Source organism: Streptomyces sp. NPDC059037 (assembly GCF_042740015.1).
Lineage (GTDB): Bacteria > Actinomycetota > Actinomycetes > Streptomycetales > Streptomycetaceae > Streptomyces.
On record NZ_JBHYIG010000087.1, the window covers coordinates 1 to 20,647 of the forward strand.

The following is a 20,647-nucleotide window of genomic DNA, read 5'->3' on the forward strand; positions in this document are numbered from 1 at the left end:
CCCACCCTCTTCAGCCCGTCCGGCGTTTGAGGACGAACTCGGCGGAGCCGGTGATTTACGGTCACCCCGGCCGGCGGAGCCGGAACGTTCGGGAAGGCGCGGGGCTGGGGAAGAAACCGCCGGAGGCCCCGCCCGCACCACCAACGCCGCCGGTGCCCGCTCGCACAGCCCAAGGCACGGCGAGGCCTCGACGGCCACCCCGGACTCCGGGCCCAGCCGCGCCGCCACCTCCCCGCACAGCTCCGCGCCACCCCCGCACGCCAGATCCGTACAGACCCGCACGGCAGTGCGCTGCCGCGGCCGCACCGAGAACAGCGAGTAGAACGTGGCCACCCCGTACCCCTCAGCCGGCGGCACCGTAAGCCGCCGACACAGATAGTCGAGGCCCCCCTCGCTCACCCACCCCACGCGATCGTTCAGCGCGTGCAACCCCGGCAACAGCTGATCCCGCCGCTCCCGAGCCGCACGGCCACCCCGCGCCCACCGCAGATCCGCGTCACTGCGGTCGTCGGCCCCCTCCCACGCGGACTCCGGAGGACCGAGCACCGCGTCGACGGCCGCCCGCTCCTCGTCCGTCGGCTTGCTGTCACCGAAGTGCAGATCCATCCGTCACCCCACCTCACTGGCGAGCTTGTCGATCCGTATCGCCGACGCCTTGAACTCCGCCGTCCCCGCGATCGGGCAATTCGCCTCGATCGTGAGCTGGTTGGTGTCGACCTCGTCGGGAAAGTGCATGGTCATGAAGGCGAGGCCCGGACGCAGACCGGGGTCCACCCACACCGGCGCCACGACGACCCCGCGCCGCGAGGAGATCCGCACCTCCTCGCCGACCACGACCCCGAACCGCTCCGCGTCCTCCGGGCACAGCTCGACGTACTCGCCGCGCCGCAGCGGAGAGGCGAAACTCCCGCTCTGCACACCGGTGTTGTAGGAGTCGAGCCGCCGCCCGGTCGTCAGCCGGATCGGGAACGACTCGTCGGTCAGGTCGACCGGCGGGTCGTGTGCGACGAGGCCGAACGGCGCGGGCGTGCCACGCCGTTCGGGGGCGGACTCCCACAACCGGCCGTGCAGGTACGTCGGTTCGACGCGCTCCTCCGAAGGGCACGGCCACTGGATTCCCTGCAGCGACTCCAGACGCTCGTACGTCATGCCGTAGTGGTCCGGCGACACCGACCGCAGCTCGTCCCAGACGGCCCGCGCGTCCGCGTACTTCCAGTCGTGGCCGAGCAGCCCCGCGAGCTCGCAGATGATGTCGATGTCCTCGCGCGCCTCACCGGGCGGCCGCACGGCCTTGCGGACCCGCTGCACGCGCCGCTCGCTGTTGGTCGTCGTGCCGTCGGTCTCCGCCCAGGCGGCCGTCGCGGGCAGCACGACGTCCGCCAACTCGGCCGTCTTCGTAAGGAAGATGTCCTGTACGACGAGGAAGTCCAGGGCCCGGAGGCGTCGCATCGCCTGTTCGCTGTCCGCCTCCGACTGCGCCGGGTTCTCGCCGATGCAGTAGACCGCCTTCAGTGATCCCTCCTCCATCGCCTCGAACATTTCCGTCAGATTCAGCCCGTAGCGCGGCTGGATGACCGTGTTCCAGGCTGTCTCGAACTTCAGGCGGGTGTCCGGGTCGAGGATGTCCTGGAAGCCCGGCAGGCGATTCGGGATCGCGCCCATGTCGCCGCCGCCCTGGACGTTGTTCTGGCCGCGCAGGGGCTGCAGGCCCGAGCCGTAGCGGCCGACGTGTCCGGTCAGCAGGGAGAGATTGATCAGGGCGCGTACGTTGTCCGTGCCGTTGTGGTGCTCGGTGATGCCGAGCGTCCAGCACAGCTGCGCCCGCTCGGCCCGTGCGTAGGCGTGCGCCAACTCCCTGATGGCGGCCGCCGGTACGCCCGTCACCTTCTCGGCGAGCGACAGCGTCCAGGGCTCGACCAGGGCCGCGTACTCCTCGAAGCCGGATGTGGCCCGGTCGATGAACGCCCGGTTGGCCAGGCCCGCGTGGATGATCTCGCGGCCGATGGCGTGCGCCATCGGGATGTCCGTGCCGACGTTGAGACCGAGCCAGCTCTCCGCCCACTCGGCGGTCTTGGTGCGGCGCGGGTCGACCGCGTACATACGGGCGCCGTTCCTGATCCCCTTCAGGACGTGCTGGAAGAAGATCGGGTGGGCGAAGCGCGCGTTGGAGCCCCACATCACGATCAGATCCGTGTGCTCGACCTCTTCATAAGAAGAGGTGCCGCCGCCCGAGCCGAAGGCGGCCGACAGGCCCGCGACGCTCGGCGCGTGACAGGTGCGGTTGCAGGAGTCGACGTTGTTCGTGCCCATGACCACGCGGGCGAACTTCTGTGCCACGTAGTTCATTTCGTTCGTGGCGCGGGCGCAGGAGAACATGCCGAACGCGCCGCGGGCCTCCTGGAGTCCGGCCGCCGTCCGGGTCAGCGCCTCCTCCCAGGTGGCCCGCCGGAAGGGCGCGTCGCGTGCGTCGCGTACGAGGGGATGGGTGAGCCGGGTGTACGTCTTGGGCACCCGGTCCCGCTTCTTGCTCATGCCGCGCTCCTCATGCGGTCGGCCAGCAGATCCGAGATGGCGTGGACGGTGCGGAGCGTCGGCACCGGAACCCCGGTGATCCCGGCGAGTTCCACGACGGCCGCGAGCAGCACGTCGAGTTCGAGCGGTTTGCCGCGCTCCAGGTCCTGGAGGGTGGAGGTGCGGTGGTCGCCGACGCGTTCGGCGCCGGCCAGGCGCCGCTCGACGGAGATGTCGGGGCGGCAGCCGAGGGCGGCGGCGACGGCGAGCGTCTCGTTCATCATGATCTCGATGACGCGGCGGGTGCCGCCGTGCAGGCACATCTCCCGCATCGTGGCGCGGGCGAGCGCGCTGATCGGGTTGAAGGAGATGTTGCCGAGCAGCTTGATCCAGATGTCGAGGCGCAGTTCGGGCTCGACGGGACACTTCAGACCGCCCGCCTGCATGGCCTCGCTGAAGGCGAGACAGCGCTGCGAGCGCGAGCGGTCCGGCTCCCCGATGGAGAAGCGGGTGCCTTCGATGTGCCGGACAACTCCCGGGCCCTCCAGTTCGGTTGCCGCGTACACCACGCATCCGACGGCCCGCTCGGGCGCGATCACCGCACTGACCACGCCGTCGGGGTCCACGCTCTCGACGCGGTGGCCGTCGTGCGGGCCGCCGTGCCGGTGGAAGTACCACCAGGGGATGCCGTTCTGTGCCGCGACGACCGCGGTGCCGTCGTGCAGCAGCGGCTCGATGAGCGGCCCGCACGCCGCGTACGAGTTGGCCTTCAGGCCCAGGAAGACGAAGTCGACGGGGCCGATGTCGGCCGGGTCGTCGGTGGCGTGGGCCCGCGCGGTGAAGTCGCCGCGCGGGCTGTGGACACGTACTCCGTGCTGCCTCATGGCCGCGAGATGCGGTCCACGGGCGACGAGATGGACGTCGGCTCCGGCGCGGTGCAGCGCGGCTCCGACGTAGGCGCCGATCGCACCGGCGCCGAGGACTGCGACTTTCACGGTGGCGCGCTCCGTTCGGTTGAGGGATCCGAACTGTCGATAGAATATTGTCTACAGTATGGAAGTTGGGCCAGCAAGGGGTTGCGCGGCACATTGCATACCGTCGACGGAATAGTGCATGGCCTCTTCCCAACGGCCCGCCTGATTCCTACTGTTCGGGATCATGAGGCCCCCCGTCGCACCCCCGGGATGGAGCCGCTGGCTAGTACCGCCCGCCGCCCTGTCCGTGCACCTCTCCATCGGCCAGGCCTACGCCTGGAGCGTCTTCAAGCCCCCACTGGAATCCGCCCTCCACCTCAGCGGCACCCAGAGCGCGCTGCCCTTCCAGCTCGGCATCGTGATGCTCGGCCTCTCGGCGGCCTTCGGCGGCACCCTCGTCGAGCGCAACGGACCGCGCTGGGCGATGGCGGTCGCCCTCACCTGTTTCTCGTCCGGCTTTCTGCTCGCCGCGCTCGGGGCGGCGACGGAGCAGTACTGGCTGATCGTCTTCGGGTACGGCTTCGTCGGCGGGATCGGCCTCGGCATCGGCTACATCTCGCCCGTGTCGACCCTGATCAAGTGGTTCCCCGATCGCCCCGGCATGGCCACCGGCATCGCGATCATGGGCTTCGGCGGCGGCGCGCTCATCGCCTCGCCCTGGTCGGCCCAGATGCTGGAGTCCTTCGGCTCGGACTCGTCGGGCATCGCGCTCGCCTTCCTGGTGCACGGTCTGACGTACGCCGTCTTCATGTCGCTCGGCGTGCTCCTGGTGCGGGTGCCGCGTACGGAAGGAGCGCGGGCACCGGGCGTCCCCGGCACGCTCGACGGGCCGCAGGTCTCCGCGCGGGCCGCCGTGCGGACACCCCAGTTCTGGTGCCTGTGGATCGTGCTCTGCATGAACGTGACCGCGGGCATCGGCATCCTGGAGAAGGCCGCGCCGATGATCATCGACTTCTTCTCCGACACCGCGACACCGGTCTCGGTCTCCGCGGCGGCGGGCTTCGTCGCCCTGCTCTCGGCCGCCAACATGGCCGGGCGCATCGGCTGGTCATCGGCGTCCGATCTGATCGGCCGCAAGAACGTCTACCGCGTCTACCTGGGCGTGGGCGCGCTGATGTATCTGCTGATCGCCCAGTTCGGAGACGCGTCGAAGCCGCTGTTCATCGGCTGCGCGCTGGTGATCCTCTCCTTCTACGGCGGCGGCTTCGCGACGATCCCCGCGTACCTGAAGGACCTCTTCGGGACGTACCAGGTCGGCGCGATCCACGGCAGGCTGCTCACCGCCTGGTCCACGGCCGGTGTGCTCGGCCCGCTGATCGTCAACTGGGTCGCCGACCGCCAGGAGGAGGCCGGCAAGCACGGCTCGGGTCTTTACGGCATGTCCCTCACGATCATGATCGGCCTGCTGATCGTGGGCTTCGTGGCGAACGAGTTCGTCCGCCCCGTCCACTCCCGCCACCACATTCCCGCCCCGAGGGAGGCCGCCCATGAGGGCGCCGCCCAGCCCGCCGCCCAGTAGTCCGCCGCGCCGCCGTGGCCTGATCGCCGCCGCCTGGCTGTGGGTGGCGCTGCCGCTCGGTTACGGTCTGTACGAACTCGCACACAAGGCCACCCAGCTCTTCACCGGGTGACGCGATGATGAGAAGCATCCAAAGCCCACGCCCGATTCCTGTTGCTTTACGTGCCCCGTTACTGGTGAGTCGCTGAGCAGACTGGACGGTCCCGCATCTCCGGCAACAAGGGGGACCCGTTCATGCACGGCTCACGCATCGCCGCCGTCGGCCATTACCAGCCCGCCAAGATCCTCACCAACGAGGAGCTGGCGGGCATGGTCGACACCAGCGACGAGTGGATCCGCTCTCGCGTGGGCATCCGCACCCGCCACATCGCGGGACCCGAGGAGCCGGTCGACGAGCTCGCCGCGCAGGCCGGGGCCAAGGCCGTCGCCGCCGCCGGCCTCGCGCCCGACGCCATCGACCTCGTCCTGGTCGCCACGTCCACCGCGATCGACCGCTCGCCGAACATGGCGGCCCGCGTCGCGGCCCGCCTCGGCATCCCCTCCCCGGCCGCCATGGACATCAACGTGGTCTGCGCGGGCTTCACGCACGCGCTCGCCACCGCCGACCACGCCGTGCGGGCCGGGGGAGCGACCCGCGCCCTGGTGATCGGCGCGGACAAGATGTCCGAGGTGGCCGACTGGACGGACCGCACCACGTGCGTGCTGGTCGGGGACGGCGCGGGCGCGGCCGTCGTCGAGGCGTGCGGCCCCGGCGAAGAGCCCGGCATCGGTCCCGTGCTGTGGGGCTCGGTGCCCGAGATGGGCAACGCGGTACGGATCGAGGGCACGCCGCCGCGGTTCGCGCAGGAGGGCCAGAGCGTCTACCGCTGGGCGACGACCCAGCTGCCGCCGCTCGCCCGCAAGGCCTGCGAGCGGGCCGGTCTCACTCCGGAGGACCTCGCGGCGGTCGTGCTGCACCAGGCCAATCTGCGGATCATCGAGCCGCTCGCCGGGCGGATCGGCGCGGTCAACGCGGTCGTCGCGCGTGACGTCGTGAACTCGGGCAACACCTCGGCGGGCAGCATCCCGCTCGCCCTGTCCAAGCTCGTGGAGCGCGGCGAGATCGTCCACGGGGACCCGGTGCTGCTCTTCGGCTTCGGCGGGAACCTGTCGTACGCGGGACAGGTCATCCGCTGCCCGTAGCCGCCGAGAACGCGTCACCGAGCGGTGTGACCGGCTCAACTCCCCCTGGTACTGGCCATTGTGCTCAGTAGACTGTAGACAAAAGGCAATCGTCGAGGAGGGGACCGCGATGTTGTCCACAGGACTGCCGCAGGGGGCGGTGCCCAGGCTCGAACGACCCGGTCCGCTCCGGGAGCGGGTCTACGAAGCGCTGCTCGAACTCATCACGACCCGCGCGCTCCAGCCGGGCCAGCACCTCGTGGAGAGTGAACTGGCGGGGCATCTGGGGGTGTCGAGGCAGCCGGTGCGCGAGGCGCTGCAGCGGCTCAACACCGAGGGCTGGGTCGATCTGCGCCCCGCGCAGGGCGCGTTCGTGCACGAGCCCACCGAGGAAGAGGCGGACCAACTGCTCACGGTCCGTACGCTCCTGGAGGCGGAGGCCGCCCGGCTCGCCGCCGCGAACACGGGTACCGCCGGGATCACCGCGCTCGAAGAGCTGTGCGCCAAGGGCGAACAGGCCGTCGCGGACGGCGACGTTGACCTGGTGGTGACCACCAACGCGGCCTTCCACGCCAAGGTCATGGAGCTCGCCGGCAATGTCGTGCTCGCCGAACTCGCCGGGCAGGTGGACCGCCGGGTGCGCTGGTACTACACACCGGTGGCCCGCCAGCGCGGCAAGCAGTCCTGGATCGAGCACCGCCGGCTGATCGCGGCCATCGCGGAACGCGACGAGCGCAGCGCCACGGAGATCATGCGGGCGCACACGGAGCACACGCGGCAGACGTACCACCAGCGCAACGAGGGTTAGTCGGGCCCGCCGACGGCGAGTCGGCGTTCCAGGGGAGTGCGGTAGGCGGGCGTGACGCGGGTGGTCGAGAGGAACGCCGTCAGACGTCCGATCTCCTCGTCCACGGCCGCGCGGGCGGCGGCGGGCGCATCGGTGAGCAGGTGGTGGTTGATGTGTCCGTCGGCGTGCTGCGCCCACGCGCCGATGATGCGGCCGCCCCACCAGACGGTGGGGCCGATGTTGCCGTTGCGGTCGAACAGCGCGGCGGTGTGGGCGGGTTCGAGGTACCAGTGGCGGTGGCGCCAGCCCATCGGGGTGGGGTCGAGGCCGGGCAGCAGGACCGCGCCGGACGCGTGGGGCGCGACGGGGGCGAGGCTTTCCAGGCCTTCCGGGTCCCCCAAGTCCCCCAAGTCCTCCAACTCCCCCAACTCCTCCAACTCCTCCAGGTCTTCGGGCAGGAGGTAGCCGGTGCCTTCGTCGAGTTCTACGGCCTGCGCGCCGGTGGCGGCGATGGCCTTGCGGGTGTCGGTGAGGTTCCAGCCGGTCCACCACTTCACGTCGTCGGCCGTCGCGGGGCCGTAGGCCGCGAGATAGTGCCGCGCCAGGGTGGCTCTCGCCTCGGTGATGGGTACGGCGGGCAGCGGCTGAGCGGGCGTCCAGCGGAACTGCGCCGAGGTCCATGAACCGGCCGGTCTGGCCCGGCGGATGTGCCCTTCGGCCGCGAGGACACCGAGGACCGTCGAGGCGGCGCGCTGGCGGGACTCGTAGGACTTGCCGGGGAAGACGACCAGCTGCTCGCGCAGGGCGGGCACGTCGGCGGCCAGCTGCGCCGCCGTCGCCGCACCGCGTTCCGCCAGCGCGGCCAGCGTGTCCCGCTGCACGGCGGTGTAGTGCCGCAGATCCCAGCCGAGGGCCTGGTTCAGCTTGTCCATGGCCTCGGCGCGGAGGCGGTCGGTGTTCTGCGCGGTCGCGGAGAGCACGGCGGGCGCGAGGCGTTCGGGGACGACGAACATCGTGCGGCGCATGCACCGTATGCGCTCAAGGACGGGTACGCCGGACTGCCTCGCGTAGAGGGCCTGGTCGATGGCGTCGGGCGTGGGGGCGCGCATACGGGCGGCCGCGGCGAGGAAGACGGTCGCCGGGTCGGTGGCGTGCAGGCCGATGAGGGCATCGGCCACCTCGTGCGCGCCGTCCACGCGGGCGGCCGGCGTCAGCAGGTGCCGCCGGACCAGGCGGGCGCGACGCCGGCCGGCGGTGATGCGGGGCAGGTGAGTCATGACGGCCGCGGGTCAGCGGGCCTGGTGGATGCAGAACGGCTGCCCGGAGGGGTCGAGCAGGACCGTCCAGTGCTTTCCGCCCGGCTGGTGGTCGGGTCTGGTGGCACCCATTCCCAGCAGCCGCTCCTCCGCGGCCCGTACGTCGGTGAACGTCAGGTCCATGTGGAAGGGCAGCTCCTCCTCGGGCCAGTTGGGGGCAGTGAAGTTCTCGGAGGAGTAGAAGAGGTACATCGAGGGACCGACGTCGAACGCGCAGGCGGCGGGTTCGCCCTGCGGGCCGGGGTAGGTGCGGCTGACCTCCGTGCCCAGCGCGGCGGCGTAGAAGTCGGCAAGCTCGCTGCCGTCGCGGGCCCACATCGCATGGCACAGGATCTTCCCGTCCAGGGCGGGTGCCGGAGTGCTGCTCGTGCCCGGCATGTCAGCGCACCACCTTGATGCCGAAGTGGCCGCCGAACTGCTGGCCCAGGCCGAAGCCGATGGCGGAGTGCATATGGGCGTACATCTCCATGCCGCGGGCGCACACCAGCGGGCCGAGGTCGAGGATGTCGCTCCAGCCGTACGACTTGAGCAGCTCGGTGGTCTGCTGCTTGGCGTCGGCGTGGTCACCGGCGACGAACATCGTGTGGTCGCCCTGGCCGACGGACGCCGGGTCGACGACGGTGGTCTGCTCCTGGGTGACGAAGCTCTTGACGACCTTCGTCCCGGGCAGCGCGCGCTGGATCTGCTCGGCGAGGCTGTCCGTGTCGCACGGGTCCAGCTTGGGCATGACGCCCCACGGCGTGGGCCAGGGGTGCTCGCTCTCGTGCTGGTAGACGAAGGGGACGGCGTAGTCGATGAGCGTCTTGCCGTCGAGGCGGTCCGCGATCGCGGTCAGCGCGGCGACGGCGTTGTGGCCGTCGATGCCGCTGATGACCGGCCCGTCGGCGGCGGCCGCCGCGTCGCCGAAGGACAGCAGGGTGACGCCGGGGTGGTCGGCGAGCCACTTGCCGTAGGGCACGTTGCCCATCATGTCGGGCTCGGTGCGGGCGAGGGTGGCCTCGGGGTCGCGGGTGCCGACGTACACCTCGTGCCCGAGTTCGACGAGCTTGGCCGTGTGCGCGCGGGCGCCGCCGCCCGTGCCGAGAACGGTGATTTTCATGGGGTACCTCCCGGTTTGCTGTGGTTGGACAGATCCACAGTAGGACCCTTTCAGGACAGAGGGTGTCCTCTGACTCGGCCATAGTGGGGATCATGACCAGCGACATGACGGCCCGGATGCTGCGCCTGCTTTCCCTGCTGCAGACCCGCCGGGAGTGGTCGGGCTCCGACCTGGCCGACCGGCTCCAGGTGACCGTCCGCACCGTCCGCCGCGACATCGACCGGCTCCGTGACCTGGGCTACCCCGTCGACAGTGCCCGCGGCCATGCGGGGGGCTACCGCCTCGCCCCCGGCACCGACCTGCCCCCGCTCCTCCTCGACGACGACGAGGCGGTCGCCATCGCCGTCGCCCTGCGCACCGCCGCCGGTGGCCTCACCGGCATCGAGGAGACCGCGCTGCGCGCCCTGGCCAAGCTCGAACTGGTCCTGCCCCGCCGACTGCGCGGCCAGGTCACCGCCCTGCAGGGGGCCGTCGCCGGCATCGCCTGGGACGACCGCGGGCCGCGCGCCGACCCCGCTCTCCTGGCCACCCTCGCCGTGGCCTGCCGCGACCACGAGGTCCTGACCTTCGACTACACCACCCGTACGGGTGCGACCACTCCGCGCCGGGTCGAGCCGCAGCACCTGGTCGCCTCCGGCCCGCTCTGGTATCTCCTCGCGCACGACACCGCGAAGAACGACTGGCGCGTCTTCCGCCTCGACCGCATCACCGGCCCCACGGGCACCGGCCGACGCGTTCCCGCCCGCGATCTGCCCGGCGACGACCCCGCCGCGTTCGTCGCCGACCGGCTCTCGGCCGCGCCCACCCGCCACCGCGCCGTCGCCACCGTCCAGGCCCCGGCCGACCACGTCCGCGCCCACACCCGGGGCCTGGCCACCCGCATCCGGCCCGTCGACGAGACCCGGTGTCTGGTCGACGTATCCGACGACTCCCTCACCCGCATGGCCCAGACCCTGGCCGGCCTCACGGCCGACTACACCCTCGACGCGGACCCGGACGTCCTCGACCACCTCCGGGCCGCCGCCCGGCGCGCCCTGCACGCTTTGCCCGCCACGGGCTGACCGCGCCCGCCGCGAGCCGCGCGCGTGCTTGCGGCGCCTCCCTTTGTCCTGTGACTGGAGAAAGTCGTGGGTAATTCCCGCGCAACTTCTTCCCACTCCCGGCAGGCGCTGCTACGTTCCCCTCGAAAGCCCGACGCGACGAACGAAAGTCCGGCGCGACGACATGAGTTGCCCGATGAGACGGGGAGGGGCGCGTGAGACGTATGACGGCTCGACCCGCCAATGCGCACCAGGCGCGTCTGCTGCGGCTGTTGCGTGACGGAGGGCCCAACTCCCGTGCCCAGCTGGGCGATCAGGTCGACCTCTCGCGGTCGAAGCTGGCCGTCGAGGTGGACCGGCTCCTGGAGACCGGACTCGTGGTCGCCGACGGACTCGCCGCATCGCGCGGCGGCCGCCGCTCCCACAACATCCGCCTGGCCCCCGCCCTCCGCTTCCTCGGCGTGGACATCGGCGCGACCTCGGTCGACGTCGCGGTGACCAACGCCGAGCTGGAGGTGCTCGGCCACATCAACCAGCCCATGGACGTGCGCGAAGGCCCGGTCGCGGTCTTCGAGCAAGTCCTCGCCATGGCCGCCAAGTTGAAGGCCTCCGGGCTCGCGGAAGGGTTCGACGGCGCCGGTATCGGCGTACCCGGTCCCGTCCGCTTTCCCGAGGGCGTCCCGGTCGCTCCGCCGATCATGCCGGGGTGGGACGGCTTCCCCGTACGGGAAGCCATCAGCCAGGACCTCGGCTGCCCCGTCATGGTCGACAACGACGTGAACCTGATGGCGATGGGGGAACAGCACGCGGGCGTCGCACGCTCCGTGGGCGACTTCCTCTGCGTCAAGATCGGCACCGGTATCGGCTGCGGCATCGTCGTCGGCGGTGAGGTCTACCGCGGTACGACGGGCAGCGCCGGCGACATCGGCCACATCCAGGTCGAACCGGAAGGACGCCCCTGCGCCTGTGGCAACAGGGGCTGCCTGGAGGCGTACTTCAGCGGCGCGGCGCTCGCCCGTGACGCCGAGGACGCGGCCGGGCAGGGGCTCTCGGCAGAGCTCGCGACCCGTCTGGAAGCGGCGGGGAAGCTCAGCTCCGTCGACGTGGCCGCGGCGGCCGCGGCCGGTGACGCCACCGCGCTCGACCTCATCCGCGACGGCGGCAACCGCACCGGCCAGGTCATCGCGGGGCTCGTCAGCTTCTTCAACCCGGGCCTCGTGGTGATCGGCGGCGGTGTCACCGGCCTCGGCCACACACTGCTCGCCGCCATCCGCACCCAGGTGTACCGCCAGTCGCTGCCCCTGGCGACCGGCAATCTCCCCATCGTCCTGGGCGAGTTGGGGCCGACCGCCGGAGTCATCGGCGGCGCCCGGCTCATCAGCGACCACCTGTTCTCACCGGCCTGACCGGTACGTAGGGCCCCATACGTACGGCCACCCATACGTACGACCCGTACTACGCGACGCACCACAGCTCACCTCACCCAGTACAGCGCGCTGCCTCGCCCTGCTCCGAAACAGGCTCAGCCCCAGCACGAGCCCCGCCCTGCCCTGAAACCGGCCCATCCGCCCAAGGGAACCGTCATGGCACCAGAACCACCGCTGCTCACCATGTCCGGCATCACCAAGTCGTTCCCCGGCGTCCGCGCCCTCGACGGCGTCGACCTCCAGGTCCAGGCCGGCGAAGTGCACTGCCTCCTCGGTCAGAACGGCGCCGGGAAGTCCACCCTCATCAAGGTCCTCGCCGGGGCCCACCAGCCCGACGACGGCGAGATCACCTGGCGCGGCGAGCGCACCACGCTCCGGTCGCCCATCGCCGCGATGCGCCTCGGGATCGCCACCATCTACCAGGAACTCGACCTGGTGGAGGGGCTCTCCGTCGCCGAGAACGTCCACCTCGGGCATGAGCCCACCGCGGCCGGATTCGTCGTGCGAGGCCGCGAGGCGAAGGCGTCAACTGCCGCTCTGCTCCAGCGACTTGGGCACGGCGAGATCGACCCGGGAACGCTCGTCGGTGATCTCTCGGCCGCCCAGCAGCAGATCGTGTCGATGGCTCGTGCGCTCTCCCATGAAGTACGCCTCATCGTCATGGACGAGCCGTCGGCCGCGCTCGACCCGGACGAGGTCGACAACCTCTTCCGCATCGTCGGCGATCTCACGGCGGACGGCGTCGCCGTCGTCTACATCTCCCACCGGCTCGAAGAGATCCGCCGCATCGGCGACCGCGTCACCGTCCTCAAGGACGGCCGCGCGGTGGCGGGCGGACTCCCCGCGAAGGAGACCCCGACCCGCGAGGTCGTCGCCCTGATGACGGGCCGCAACGTCGAATACGTCTTCCCCGACCGGCCCACCGAACGGCCCACCACGGACGCCGTGCTGAGGGTGAAAGGCCTCGCCCGCGACGGCGAGTTCGAGCCCCTCGACCTCGAACTGCGGCCCGGCGAGATCGTCGGCCTCGCGGGACTCGTCGGCTCCGGGCGCTCCGAGATCCTGGAGACGATCTACGGCGCGCGCAAGCCGAGCGCAGGTCAAGTGACCGTCGGTGGGCAGGTGTTGCGGCCGGGCAGCGTCCGCGCCGCCGTCCGCGCGGGACTCGGACTCGCCCCCGAGGAACGCAAGGCACAGGCCCTGCTCATGCTGGAGTCCGTCACCAACAATGTGTCGGTCTCCTCCATGTCCCGCTTCTCACGCGGCGGTTGGCTCGACCGGGGAGCCGAGAAGAAGGCCGCGCAGACCGCGACCCGCGAGCTGTCGCTGCGCCCCGACAACCCCGCAGCTCCCGTGCGCACCCTCTCCGGCGGCAACCAGCAGAAGGCCGTCCTGGCCCGCTGGCTGCTCCGCGGCTGCCGCGTGCTGCTGCTCGACGAGCCGACCCGAGGCGTGGACGTCGGCGCCCGCGCCGAGCTGTACGCCGTGATCCGCCGCCTCGCCGACGACGGCCTCGCCGTCCTGCTCGTATCCAGCGAAGTCCCCGAAGTCCTCGGCCTCGCCGACCGCGTCCTGGTGCTCCGCGAGGGGCGCGTCGTCCATACGGCGCCCGCCCGTGACCTCGACGAACACCGCGTACTCGACCTCGTACTCGAAGGGAGCCCGGCGTCATGACGCAGCCCGCATCGCCGCCACGGCCCGCCGCATCGAAGAGTGAACCGGCCGACGGCGGCCGCCAGTTGCGGACGCTCGCCGGGCGTGCCGACGTGCGGACGCTGTCCCTGCTCGGGGTGCTCGCCGCGCTGATCGCGATCGGCGGCATCACCCAGCCCGAGTCGTTCCTCGACACCGACAACGTCCAGCTGATCCTCACCCAGGCGTCCGTCATCGGTGTCGTCACGGTCGGCATGACCTTCGTGATCATCTCCGGCGGCATCGACCTGTCGGTCGGCGCGATCGTCGCGCTCGCCTCCGTCTGGGCGACGACCGTGGCCACCCAGGAGTACGGCTTCGCCGGGATCCTGTTCACGGCGGTGCTCGTCGGCACGGCCTGCGGTCTCGTCAACGGACTGCTCATCGCGTACGGCGGAATGGTGCCGTTCATCGCGACGCTCGCCATGCTGGCGTCGGGCCGCGGTCTGGCCCTGCAGATCACCGACGGCAAGACCCAAATGGTCACCGTGGACGGGGTGTTGAGCCTCGGCGAACGCGACTCGTACGTCTTCGGCATCCCGCCGCTTGTGCTCGTCTTCGCGGCCGTCACCGTCGTCGGCTGGCTGCTTCTGAACCGCACCACCTTCGGGCGGCGCTCGGTCGCGGTCGGCGGCAACGCGGAAGCGGCCCGGCTCGCCGGCATCGACGTACGCAGGCAGCGGCTCTATCTCTATCTGCTCTCCGGCCTGTGCTGTGGTGTGGCGGCCTTCCTCCTCATCATCCTCTCCGGGTCGGGCCAGAACACCAACGGCAATCTGTACGAGCTCGACGCCATCGCCGCGGCGATCATCGGCGGCACCCTGCTCAGCGGCGGCCGGGGCACGATCACCGGCTCCGTGCTCGGCGTACTGATCTTCACCACGATCACCAACATCTTCGCGCTCAACAACCTCCAGAGCGATGTCCAGCAGATCGCCAAGGGCGCGATCATCGTCGCCGCGGTGCTCGTCCAGCGACGTACGGCCTCCACTCCCTGATGCGAACACTCCCTGATTCGGACACTCCTTGATGCGAAGGGTTCACCGCCATGCCAGAAATCACCAGCCGCAGAGGACTTCTCTTCGGAGCCGCGGCCCTGTCCACCGGGGCCTTGATCACGGGGTGCACGAGCAATGAGCCCAAGGACTCCGACGGCGCGGACTCGAACGACCAGCCGGTCGCCGACGACAAGCCCGGCAAGAAGGTCACCATCGGCTTCGCGGGCCCGCAGGCCGACCACGGCTGGCTCAACGCGATCAACGACAACGCCAAGGAGCGGGCCAAGAAGTACTCGGACGTGACGCTGGAGTCCACCGAGGGCTCCAACGACACCGCCGCCCAGATCGGCCAGGTCGAGACGCTGATCAACAAGAAGGTCGACGTCCTGGTGATCCTGCCGGCCGACGGCAAGGCGCTCACGCAGGTCGGCCTGAAGGCGATGAAGGCGGGCATACCCGTCGTCAACCTCGACCGGGTCTTCGCCTCTCCGCAGGCCTACCGCTGCTGGATCGGCGGCGACAACTACGGCATGGGTCTGAGCGCGGGCCACTACATCGGCGAGAAGCTCAAGGACAAGAAGGGTGCCAAGGTCATCGAGCTCGCGGGCCTCGACAACCTGGAGCTGACCAAGCAGCGCACCAAGGGCTTCGACGACGCCCTCAAGAACTATCCCAACATCGAGAAGGTCGCCCGGCAGGCGGCCGAGTTCACCGTCGAGTCGGGGCAGCAGAAGATGTCCCAACTCCTGCAGGCGCAGAAGAACTTCGACGCGCTGTGGAACCACGACGACGACCAGGGGGTCGGCGCGCTGCGCGCCATCAAGCAGGCGGGCCGCGACGACTTCCTGATGGTCGGTGGCGCGGGCGCGCTCTCCGCCTTCCAGGCCATCGAGTCCGACGACAGCGTCCTCAAGGCCACCGTCCTCTATCCGCCGACGATGGCGGCCTCCGCGATCGACCTCGCCCGCGCGCTCGGCCAGGGCAAGGGCGTCAGCGGCATGGCCGAGTTCGAGATCCCGGCCTTCATCACCCTGTACTCGGCGGTGGTCGACAAGGACAACGTCGGCCAGTACATGTCCACCGGCTTCAAGTGATGCGCGCGTCCGCACCCCCCACCGAGCACCGACGAGGAGGAGTACCGCATGCGTGACACGGAACACGAGGCAGGGACAGGGAAGCGGCCGCTGGGGGTGGGCATGGTCGGATACGCCTTCATGGGCGCCGCCCACTCCCAGGGCTGGCGCACCGTCGGGCGCGTCTTCGATCTGCCCCTGCGGCCGGTCCTCTCGGCGGTCTGCGGACGCGACGGCGGCGCCGTGCGCGCCGCCGCCGACCGGCTCGGCTGGGCGGCCGCGGAGACCGACTGGCGCGCACTCGTGGCCCGTGACGACGTCGACGTCGTCGACATCTGCACCCCCGGTGACAGCCATGCGGAGATCGCGATCGCGGCGCTCGACGCGGGCAAGCATGTGCTGTGCGAGAAGCCGCTCGCCAACACCGTCGAGGAGGCCGAGGCGATGGCCGAGGCCGCCGAACGGGCCCGCGCGCGGGGCCAGGTGTCCATGGTCGGTTTCAACTACCGCCGGGTCCCCGCGCTCGCCCTCGCCCGGCAGATGGTCGCCGAAGGGCGGCTCGGAACGCTCCGGCACGTACGCCTGACGTACCTTCAGGACTGGCTGGTGGACCCGGAGTTCCCGCTCACCTGGCGGCTGCGCAAGGACCGCGCGGGTTCGGGGGCACTCGGTGACCTGGGGGCGCACATCGTGGACCTCGCGCAGTATCTGGTCGGTGAGCCGGTGACGGGGGTCTCCGCGCTCACCGAGACGTTCGTGCGCGAGCGGCCGCTTCTGGAGGGTGCTTCCAGCGGGCTCACCGCCGAGGGCGGCGCCCGGCGAGGCACGGTGACGGTGGACGACGCGGCCGTCTTCACGGGGCGGTTCCCGTCCGGCGCGCTCGCCTCGTTCGAGGCGACCCGTTTCGCGGCGGGCCGCAAGAACGCCCTGCGGCTCGAACTCAACGGCTCCGACGGCTCGTTGGCCTTCGACCTGGAGCGCCTGAACGAGCTCTCCTTCCACGACCACACGGAGCCCGCCACGTCCTCCGGCTTCCGCCGCATCCTGGTGACCGAGCCGGGCCACCCGTATCTGGAGGCCTGGTGGCCGCCCGGCCACGGGCTCGGCTACGAGCACACCTTCGTGCACCAGGCGCGCGATCTGGTGCACGCCATCGCCGAAGGCGGCGTCGCCGAACCGTCCTTCGCCGACGGACTCGGCGTCCAGCGGGTCCTCGCCGCCGTGGAGGAGAGCGCGGCCAAGAACTCCGTCTTCACCCCGATCCCGAACACCCCCGTCCGGCACACCCCCGTCCAGGTTTGAGGAGGCCGTCATGCCACGCCCGTTCACCCTGTTCACCGGCCAGTGGGCCGACCTGCCGCTCGAAGAGGTCTGCAGGCTCGCCCGTGACTTCGGCTACGACGGGCTCGAACTCGCCTGCTGGGGCGACCACTTCGAGGTCGACAAGGCCCTGAACGACACCTCCTACCTGGACTCGCGCCGCCAGCTCCTGGACAAGTACGGCCTCAAGTGCTGGGCCATCTCCAACCACCTGGTCGGCCAGGCCGTCTGCGACGCGATCATCGACGAGCGGCACCAGGCGATCCTGCCCGCGCGGATCTGGGGCGACGGCGACGCGGAGGGCGTGCGGCGGCGGGCGGCCCGCGAGATCGAGGACACGGCGCGCGCGGCGGCGGCCTTCGGCGTCGACACGGTGATCGGCTTCACGGGCTCCTCGATCTGGCATCTGGTGGCGATGTTCCCGCCGGCGCCCGAGTCGATGATCGAGCGGGGTTACGAGGACTTCGCCGAGCGCTGGAACCCGATCCTCGACGTCTTCGACGTACAGGGCGTGCGCTTCGCCCACGAGGTGCACCCCTCCGAGATCGCCTATGACTACTGGACAACACACCGTGCTCTGGAGGCAGTTGACCACCGGGTCGCCTTCGGCCTGAACTTCGACCCCTCGCATTTCGTCTGGCAGGACCTGGACCCGGTCGGCTTCCTCTACGACTTCCGGGACCGCATCTACCACGTCGACTGCAAGGAGGCGCGGCGGCGCCTCGACGGCCGCAACGGCCGCCTCGGCTCGCACCTCCCGTGGGGCGATCCGCGCCGCGGCTGGGACTTCGTGTCCGCGGGCCACGGGGACGTCCCCTGGGAGGATGTGTTCCGCATGCTGCGCTCGATCCGCTACGAGGGGCCGATCTCGGTGGAGTGGGAGGACGCGGGCATGGACCGGCTGCAGGGCGCCCCCGAGGCGCTGCGGAGCCTGAAGGCCTTCGATTTCGAGCCTCCGTCGGCGTCGTTCGACGCGGCGTTCGGCGGCAACTGAGCCCTGCCGGGCATGGCTCGGCCCGTCCGGCGGTTCCGGCGCGGGCCCACTTTGTCCTGGGCAAGGAAGAAGCCGAACTCCCGTGATGCGCAAGGGCTTTCGGCCCAAGACAAAGCTCGCTACCGTCCCTGATGTGTACAGGACATGAACCTTCCGGGGTGACGGCGCACCCCGGCGCCCAGCGCCACGTTCCACACCCGCGTACGACCGTCCCCCTTCCGGAGGAACCCCCGTGCACAGGAAACGCCTGAGACTCCGCAAGACCCTCGCGCTCTTCACCGGCACCCTGTTGGCCGGTGCCACCCTCAGCCTCACCGCCCCCAGCGCGAACGCCGCCGACCCGGAGGCGGTCCGCGCCGCCCAGACGCGGGCCGACAAGGCGGCCGCCGCCCCCGTCGCCGAAGACTTCCAGCAAGTGACCCTCGCCAAGGGCGAGCCGGAGACGGGTGAGCCGATGACGCTCTCCGTGCTTCCCGACCGATCGGTCCTGCACACGTCCCGCGACGGCACGCTGCGTCTCACCGACGCGGCGGGCAACACCAAGATCGCGGGCAAGATCCCGGTCTACTCACATGACGAAGAGGGCCTCCAAGGCGTCGCTCTCGACCCGAAGTTCAGCGAGAACCGCGCGATCTACCTCTACTACGCGCCCCCGCTCGACACCCCGGCCGGCGACGCCCCGGAGACCGGCACCGCCGAGGACTTCAAGAAGTTCGACGGCGTCAACCGCCTCTCCCGCTTCGTCCTGAAGACCGACGGCACCCTCGACAACGCCAGCGAGAAGAAGGTCCTCGACGTCCCCGCGAGCCGCGGCATCTGCTGCCACGTCGGCGGCGACATCGACTTCGACAAGGACGGCAACCTCTACCTCTCGACGGGCGACGACTCCAACCCCTTCGCCTCGGACGGCTTCACACCCATCGACGAGCGCGCCGACCGCAACCCCGCCTTCGACGCCCGCCGCAGCGCCGGCAACAGCAACGACCTGCGCGGCAAGATCCTGCGCATCAAGGTCGCCGACGACGGCACCTACACCGTCCCGGACGGCAACCTCTTCGCCCCGGGCACCGAGAAGACCCGCCCCGAGATCTACGCGATGGGCTTCCGCAACCCCTTCCGGATGAGCGTCGACAAGCCAACCGGCATCGTGTACGTCGGTGACTACGGCCCCGATGCGGGCGCGGCCGACCCCAAGCGCGGCCCCGCGGGACAGGTCGAGTTCGCCCGCGTGACCAAGCCGGGCAACTTCGGCTGGCCGTACTGCACCGGCAAGAACGACGCGTACATCGACTACGACTTCGCGACGCAGACCTCCGGCGCCGCCTTCGACTGCGCAGCGCCGAAGAACACTTCCGTGCACAACACCGGCCTGACCGATCTGCCGGCCGCGCAGGAAGCCTGGATTCCGTACGACGGCGGCTCCGTCCCCGAGTTCGGCTCGGGCTCCGAGTCCCCGATGGGCGGCCCCGTCTACCGCTATGACGCGGCGAACACCTCCCCGGTGAAGTTCCCCGAGGCGTACGACGGCGACTTCTTCGCGGGCGAGTTCGGACGGCGCTGGATCAAGCGCATCGAGCAGGGCTCCGACGGCACCGTCTCGAAGATCAACCCGTTCCCGTGGACGGGCACCCAGGTGATGGACATGGAGTTCGGCCCCGACGGCGCGCTGTACGTCCTTGACTACGGCACCGCCTGGTTCGGCGGCGACGAGAACTCCGGTCTCTTCCGCATCGAGAACGCCACCGAGGGCCACTCCCCGGTCGTCGAGGCGAGCTCCTCCGTGACCAGCGGCCAGGCCCCGCTCAAGACCAGGTTCACCGCGAAGGCCACGGACGCCGACGGCGGCACGCTGACCTACGCCTGGGACTTCGGCGACGGCGGCAAGTCGACCCAGCAGAACCCCTCGTACACGTACAAGAAGAACGGCGTCTACACCGCGACCGTGACCGTCAAGGACTCGACCGGGCGCACCGGTTCGGCCAGCGCGCACCTCACCGTCGGCAACACCGCGCCCAAGGTGACCCTGGAACTCCCCGGTGACGGGCAGCTGTTCACCTTCGGAGACAAGATTCCCTTCAAGGTGACCGTGACCGACAAGGAAGACGGCCCGATCGACTGCACGAAGGTCAAGGTCACCCACATCCTCGGCCACGACAGCCACGGCCACCCGGTGACATCGGCCAACGGCTGCGAGGGCACCCTGCAGACCTCGGCGGACGGCGAGCACGACCCGAACGCCAACATCTTCGGGGTCTTCGACGCCGAGTACACCGACAAGGGCGCCAACGGCCAGCCCGCGCTGACCACCCACGACCAGAACGTCGTCCAGCCCAAGCACCGCCAGGGCGAGCACTACAACGACTCCAAGGGTGTCTCCGTGGTCAACCACACCCCGGCGCACGGCGGGAAGGCGGTCGGTGACATCAACAACGGCGACTGGATCGCCTTCAAGCCGTACATCCTGGGCAACGCCACCAAGCTGACCGCGCGCGTCGCGTCGGGCGGAGCGGGCGGCACGCTCGAGGTCCGCAGCGGCTCGGCCACCGGCAAGCTCCTGGGCAGCACGAAGGTCGCACCGACCGGCGGTTGGGAGACGTACACCGACGTGAGCACAGCGATCGCCGGAGCGTCCACCAAGACCACCACGTTCTACCTGGTCTTCAAGGGTGAGGGCGCCGGATCCCTCTACGACGTCGACGACTTCACCTTCACCACGAGCTGAGGAAGGGGCATCAC

At 70.4% G+C, this 20,647-nt stretch carries 18 protein-coding genes; 12 read left to right on the top strand and 6 right to left on the bottom strand.

Going from position 1 to position 20,647, the window contains the following annotated elements; genetic code table 11:
• From ACFWY6_RS19550 to ACFWY6_RS19560, 3 genes are all read right to left on the bottom strand, one after another.
• Nucleotides 1-606 (bottom strand): NAD(P)H-dependent oxidoreductase subunit E (locus tag ACFWY6_RS19550; RefSeq protein WP_384691774.1); only part of this gene is annotated, 606 nt, incomplete at its 3' end.
• Between the two features lie 3 nt (nucleotides 607-609).
• Complete coding sequence (locus ACFWY6_RS19555) at nucleotides 610-2,532, bottom strand: molybdopterin oxidoreductase family protein (protein ID WP_384691777.1); 1,923 nt, start codon at nucleotides 2,530-2,532, stop codon at nucleotides 610-612.
• On the bottom strand, nucleotides 2,529-3,506 hold the full coding sequence (locus tag ACFWY6_RS19560; RefSeq protein WP_384691779.1) for a 2-dehydropantoate 2-reductase: 978 nt from the start codon (nucleotides 3,504-3,506) through the stop codon (nucleotides 2,529-2,531). Before ACFWY6_RS19560 ends, ACFWY6_RS19555 begins: the two co-directional genes overlap by 4 nt.
• A gap of 163 nt (nucleotides 3,507-3,669) precedes the next feature.
• Between ACFWY6_RS19560 and ACFWY6_RS19565 the strand changes: the two genes are divergently transcribed.
• The 4 genes from ACFWY6_RS19565 to ACFWY6_RS19580 all read left to right on the top strand — a co-directional run bounded on the left by ACFWY6_RS19565 (nucleotide 3,670) and on the right by ACFWY6_RS19580 (nucleotide 6,973).
• Nucleotides 3,670-5,004, top strand: a complete 1,335-nt coding sequence (locus ACFWY6_RS19565) for an OFA family MFS transporter (protein WP_384691781.1) — start codon at nucleotides 3,670-3,672, stop codon at nucleotides 5,002-5,004.
• On the top strand, nucleotides 4,973-5,116 hold the full coding sequence (locus tag ACFWY6_RS19570) for a hypothetical protein (RefSeq protein ID WP_384691783.1): 144 nt from the start codon (nucleotides 4,973-4,975) through the stop codon (nucleotides 5,114-5,116). The genes ACFWY6_RS19565 and ACFWY6_RS19570 overlap by 32 nt, the downstream gene beginning before the upstream one ends.
• A 122-nt stretch (nucleotides 5,117-5,238) precedes the next feature.
• Entirely contained in the window at nucleotides 5,239-6,186 is a 948-nt protein-coding gene (locus tag ACFWY6_RS19575) for a beta-ketoacyl-ACP synthase III (RefSeq protein WP_384691786.1), read from the top strand.
• Nucleotides 6,187-6,295: 109 nt separating this feature from the next.
• Nucleotides 6,296-6,973 (top strand): GntR family transcriptional regulator, encoded by a 678-nt coding sequence (locus tag ACFWY6_RS19580; protein ID WP_384691789.1) that lies wholly within the window; start codon nucleotides 6,296-6,298, stop codon nucleotides 6,971-6,973.
• Here ACFWY6_RS19580 and ACFWY6_RS19585 read toward each other — a convergent pair.
• The 3 genes from ACFWY6_RS19585 to ACFWY6_RS19595 are packed head-to-tail and all read right to left on the bottom strand — an operon-like array spanning nucleotide 6,970 to nucleotide 9,367.
• Nucleotides 6,970-8,229 carry a winged helix DNA-binding domain-containing protein gene (locus ACFWY6_RS19585; protein WP_384691791.1) on the bottom strand — a complete coding sequence of 420 codons (1,260 nt, stop codon included), beginning with the start codon at nucleotides 8,227-8,229 and terminating at the stop codon, nucleotides 6,970-6,972. The genes ACFWY6_RS19580 and ACFWY6_RS19585 overlap by 4 nt on opposite strands.
• 12 nt (nucleotides 8,230-8,241) lie before the next feature.
• Nucleotides 8,242-8,646, bottom strand: a complete 405-nt coding sequence (locus tag ACFWY6_RS19590; RefSeq protein ID WP_384691794.1) for a VOC family protein — start codon at nucleotides 8,644-8,646, stop codon at nucleotides 8,242-8,244.
• 1 nt (nucleotide 8,647) lies between these two features.
• Entirely contained in the window at nucleotides 8,648-9,367 is a 720-nt protein-coding gene (locus tag ACFWY6_RS19595) for an NADPH-dependent F420 reductase (RefSeq protein WP_384691797.1), read from the bottom strand.
• 92 nt (nucleotides 9,368-9,459) lie between these two features.
• Between ACFWY6_RS19595 and ACFWY6_RS19600 the strand changes: the two genes are divergently transcribed.
• The 8 genes from ACFWY6_RS19600 (at nucleotide 9,460) to ACFWY6_RS19635 (ending at nucleotide 20,633) form a co-directional block, all read left to right on the top strand.
• A complete protein-coding gene (locus ACFWY6_RS19600) occupies nucleotides 9,460-10,428 on the top strand; it encodes a helix-turn-helix transcriptional regulator (RefSeq protein WP_384691800.1) in 969 nt (322 codons plus the stop codon).
• A 203-nt stretch (nucleotides 10,429-10,631) separates the two neighbouring features.
• Complete coding sequence (locus ACFWY6_RS19605; protein ID WP_384691802.1) at nucleotides 10,632-11,813, top strand: ROK family protein; 1,182 nt, start codon at nucleotides 10,632-10,634, stop codon at nucleotides 11,811-11,813.
• A 177-nt stretch (nucleotides 11,814-11,990) separates the two neighbouring features.
• Nucleotides 11,991-13,508: a sugar ABC transporter ATP-binding protein gene (locus ACFWY6_RS19610; RefSeq protein WP_384691806.1), complete on the top strand. Its 1,518-nt coding sequence runs from the start codon at nucleotides 11,991-11,993 to the stop codon at nucleotides 13,506-13,508.
• Nucleotides 13,505-14,524, top strand: a complete 1,020-nt coding sequence (locus tag ACFWY6_RS19615) for an ABC transporter permease (protein WP_384691809.1) — start codon at nucleotides 13,505-13,507, stop codon at nucleotides 14,522-14,524. Before ACFWY6_RS19610 ends, ACFWY6_RS19615 begins: the two co-directional genes overlap by 4 nt.
• Nucleotides 14,525-14,574: 50 nt before the next feature.
• The gene (locus tag ACFWY6_RS19620; protein WP_384691811.1) at nucleotides 14,575-15,618 is read left to right on the top strand and encodes a substrate-binding domain-containing protein; all 1,044 of its coding nucleotides are present in this window, start codon (nucleotides 14,575-14,577) and stop codon (nucleotides 15,616-15,618) included.
• A gap of 48 nt (nucleotides 15,619-15,666) precedes the next feature.
• Nucleotides 15,667-16,899 (top strand): Gfo/Idh/MocA family protein, encoded by a 1,233-nt coding sequence (locus ACFWY6_RS19625; RefSeq protein WP_384691814.1) that lies wholly within the window; start codon nucleotides 15,667-15,669, stop codon nucleotides 16,897-16,899.
• 10 nt (nucleotides 16,900-16,909) lie between these two features.
• Nucleotides 16,910-17,911 (top strand): sugar phosphate isomerase/epimerase, encoded by a 1,002-nt coding sequence (locus tag ACFWY6_RS19630; protein ID WP_135333048.1) that lies wholly within the window; start codon nucleotides 16,910-16,912, stop codon nucleotides 17,909-17,911.
• A gap of 232 nt (nucleotides 17,912-18,143) precedes the next feature.
• A complete protein-coding gene (locus ACFWY6_RS19635; protein ID WP_384691818.1) occupies nucleotides 18,144-20,633 on the top strand; it encodes a PQQ-dependent sugar dehydrogenase in 2,490 nt (829 codons plus the stop codon).
• The last annotated feature ends 14 nt before the right edge of the window (nucleotides 20,634-20,647 follow it).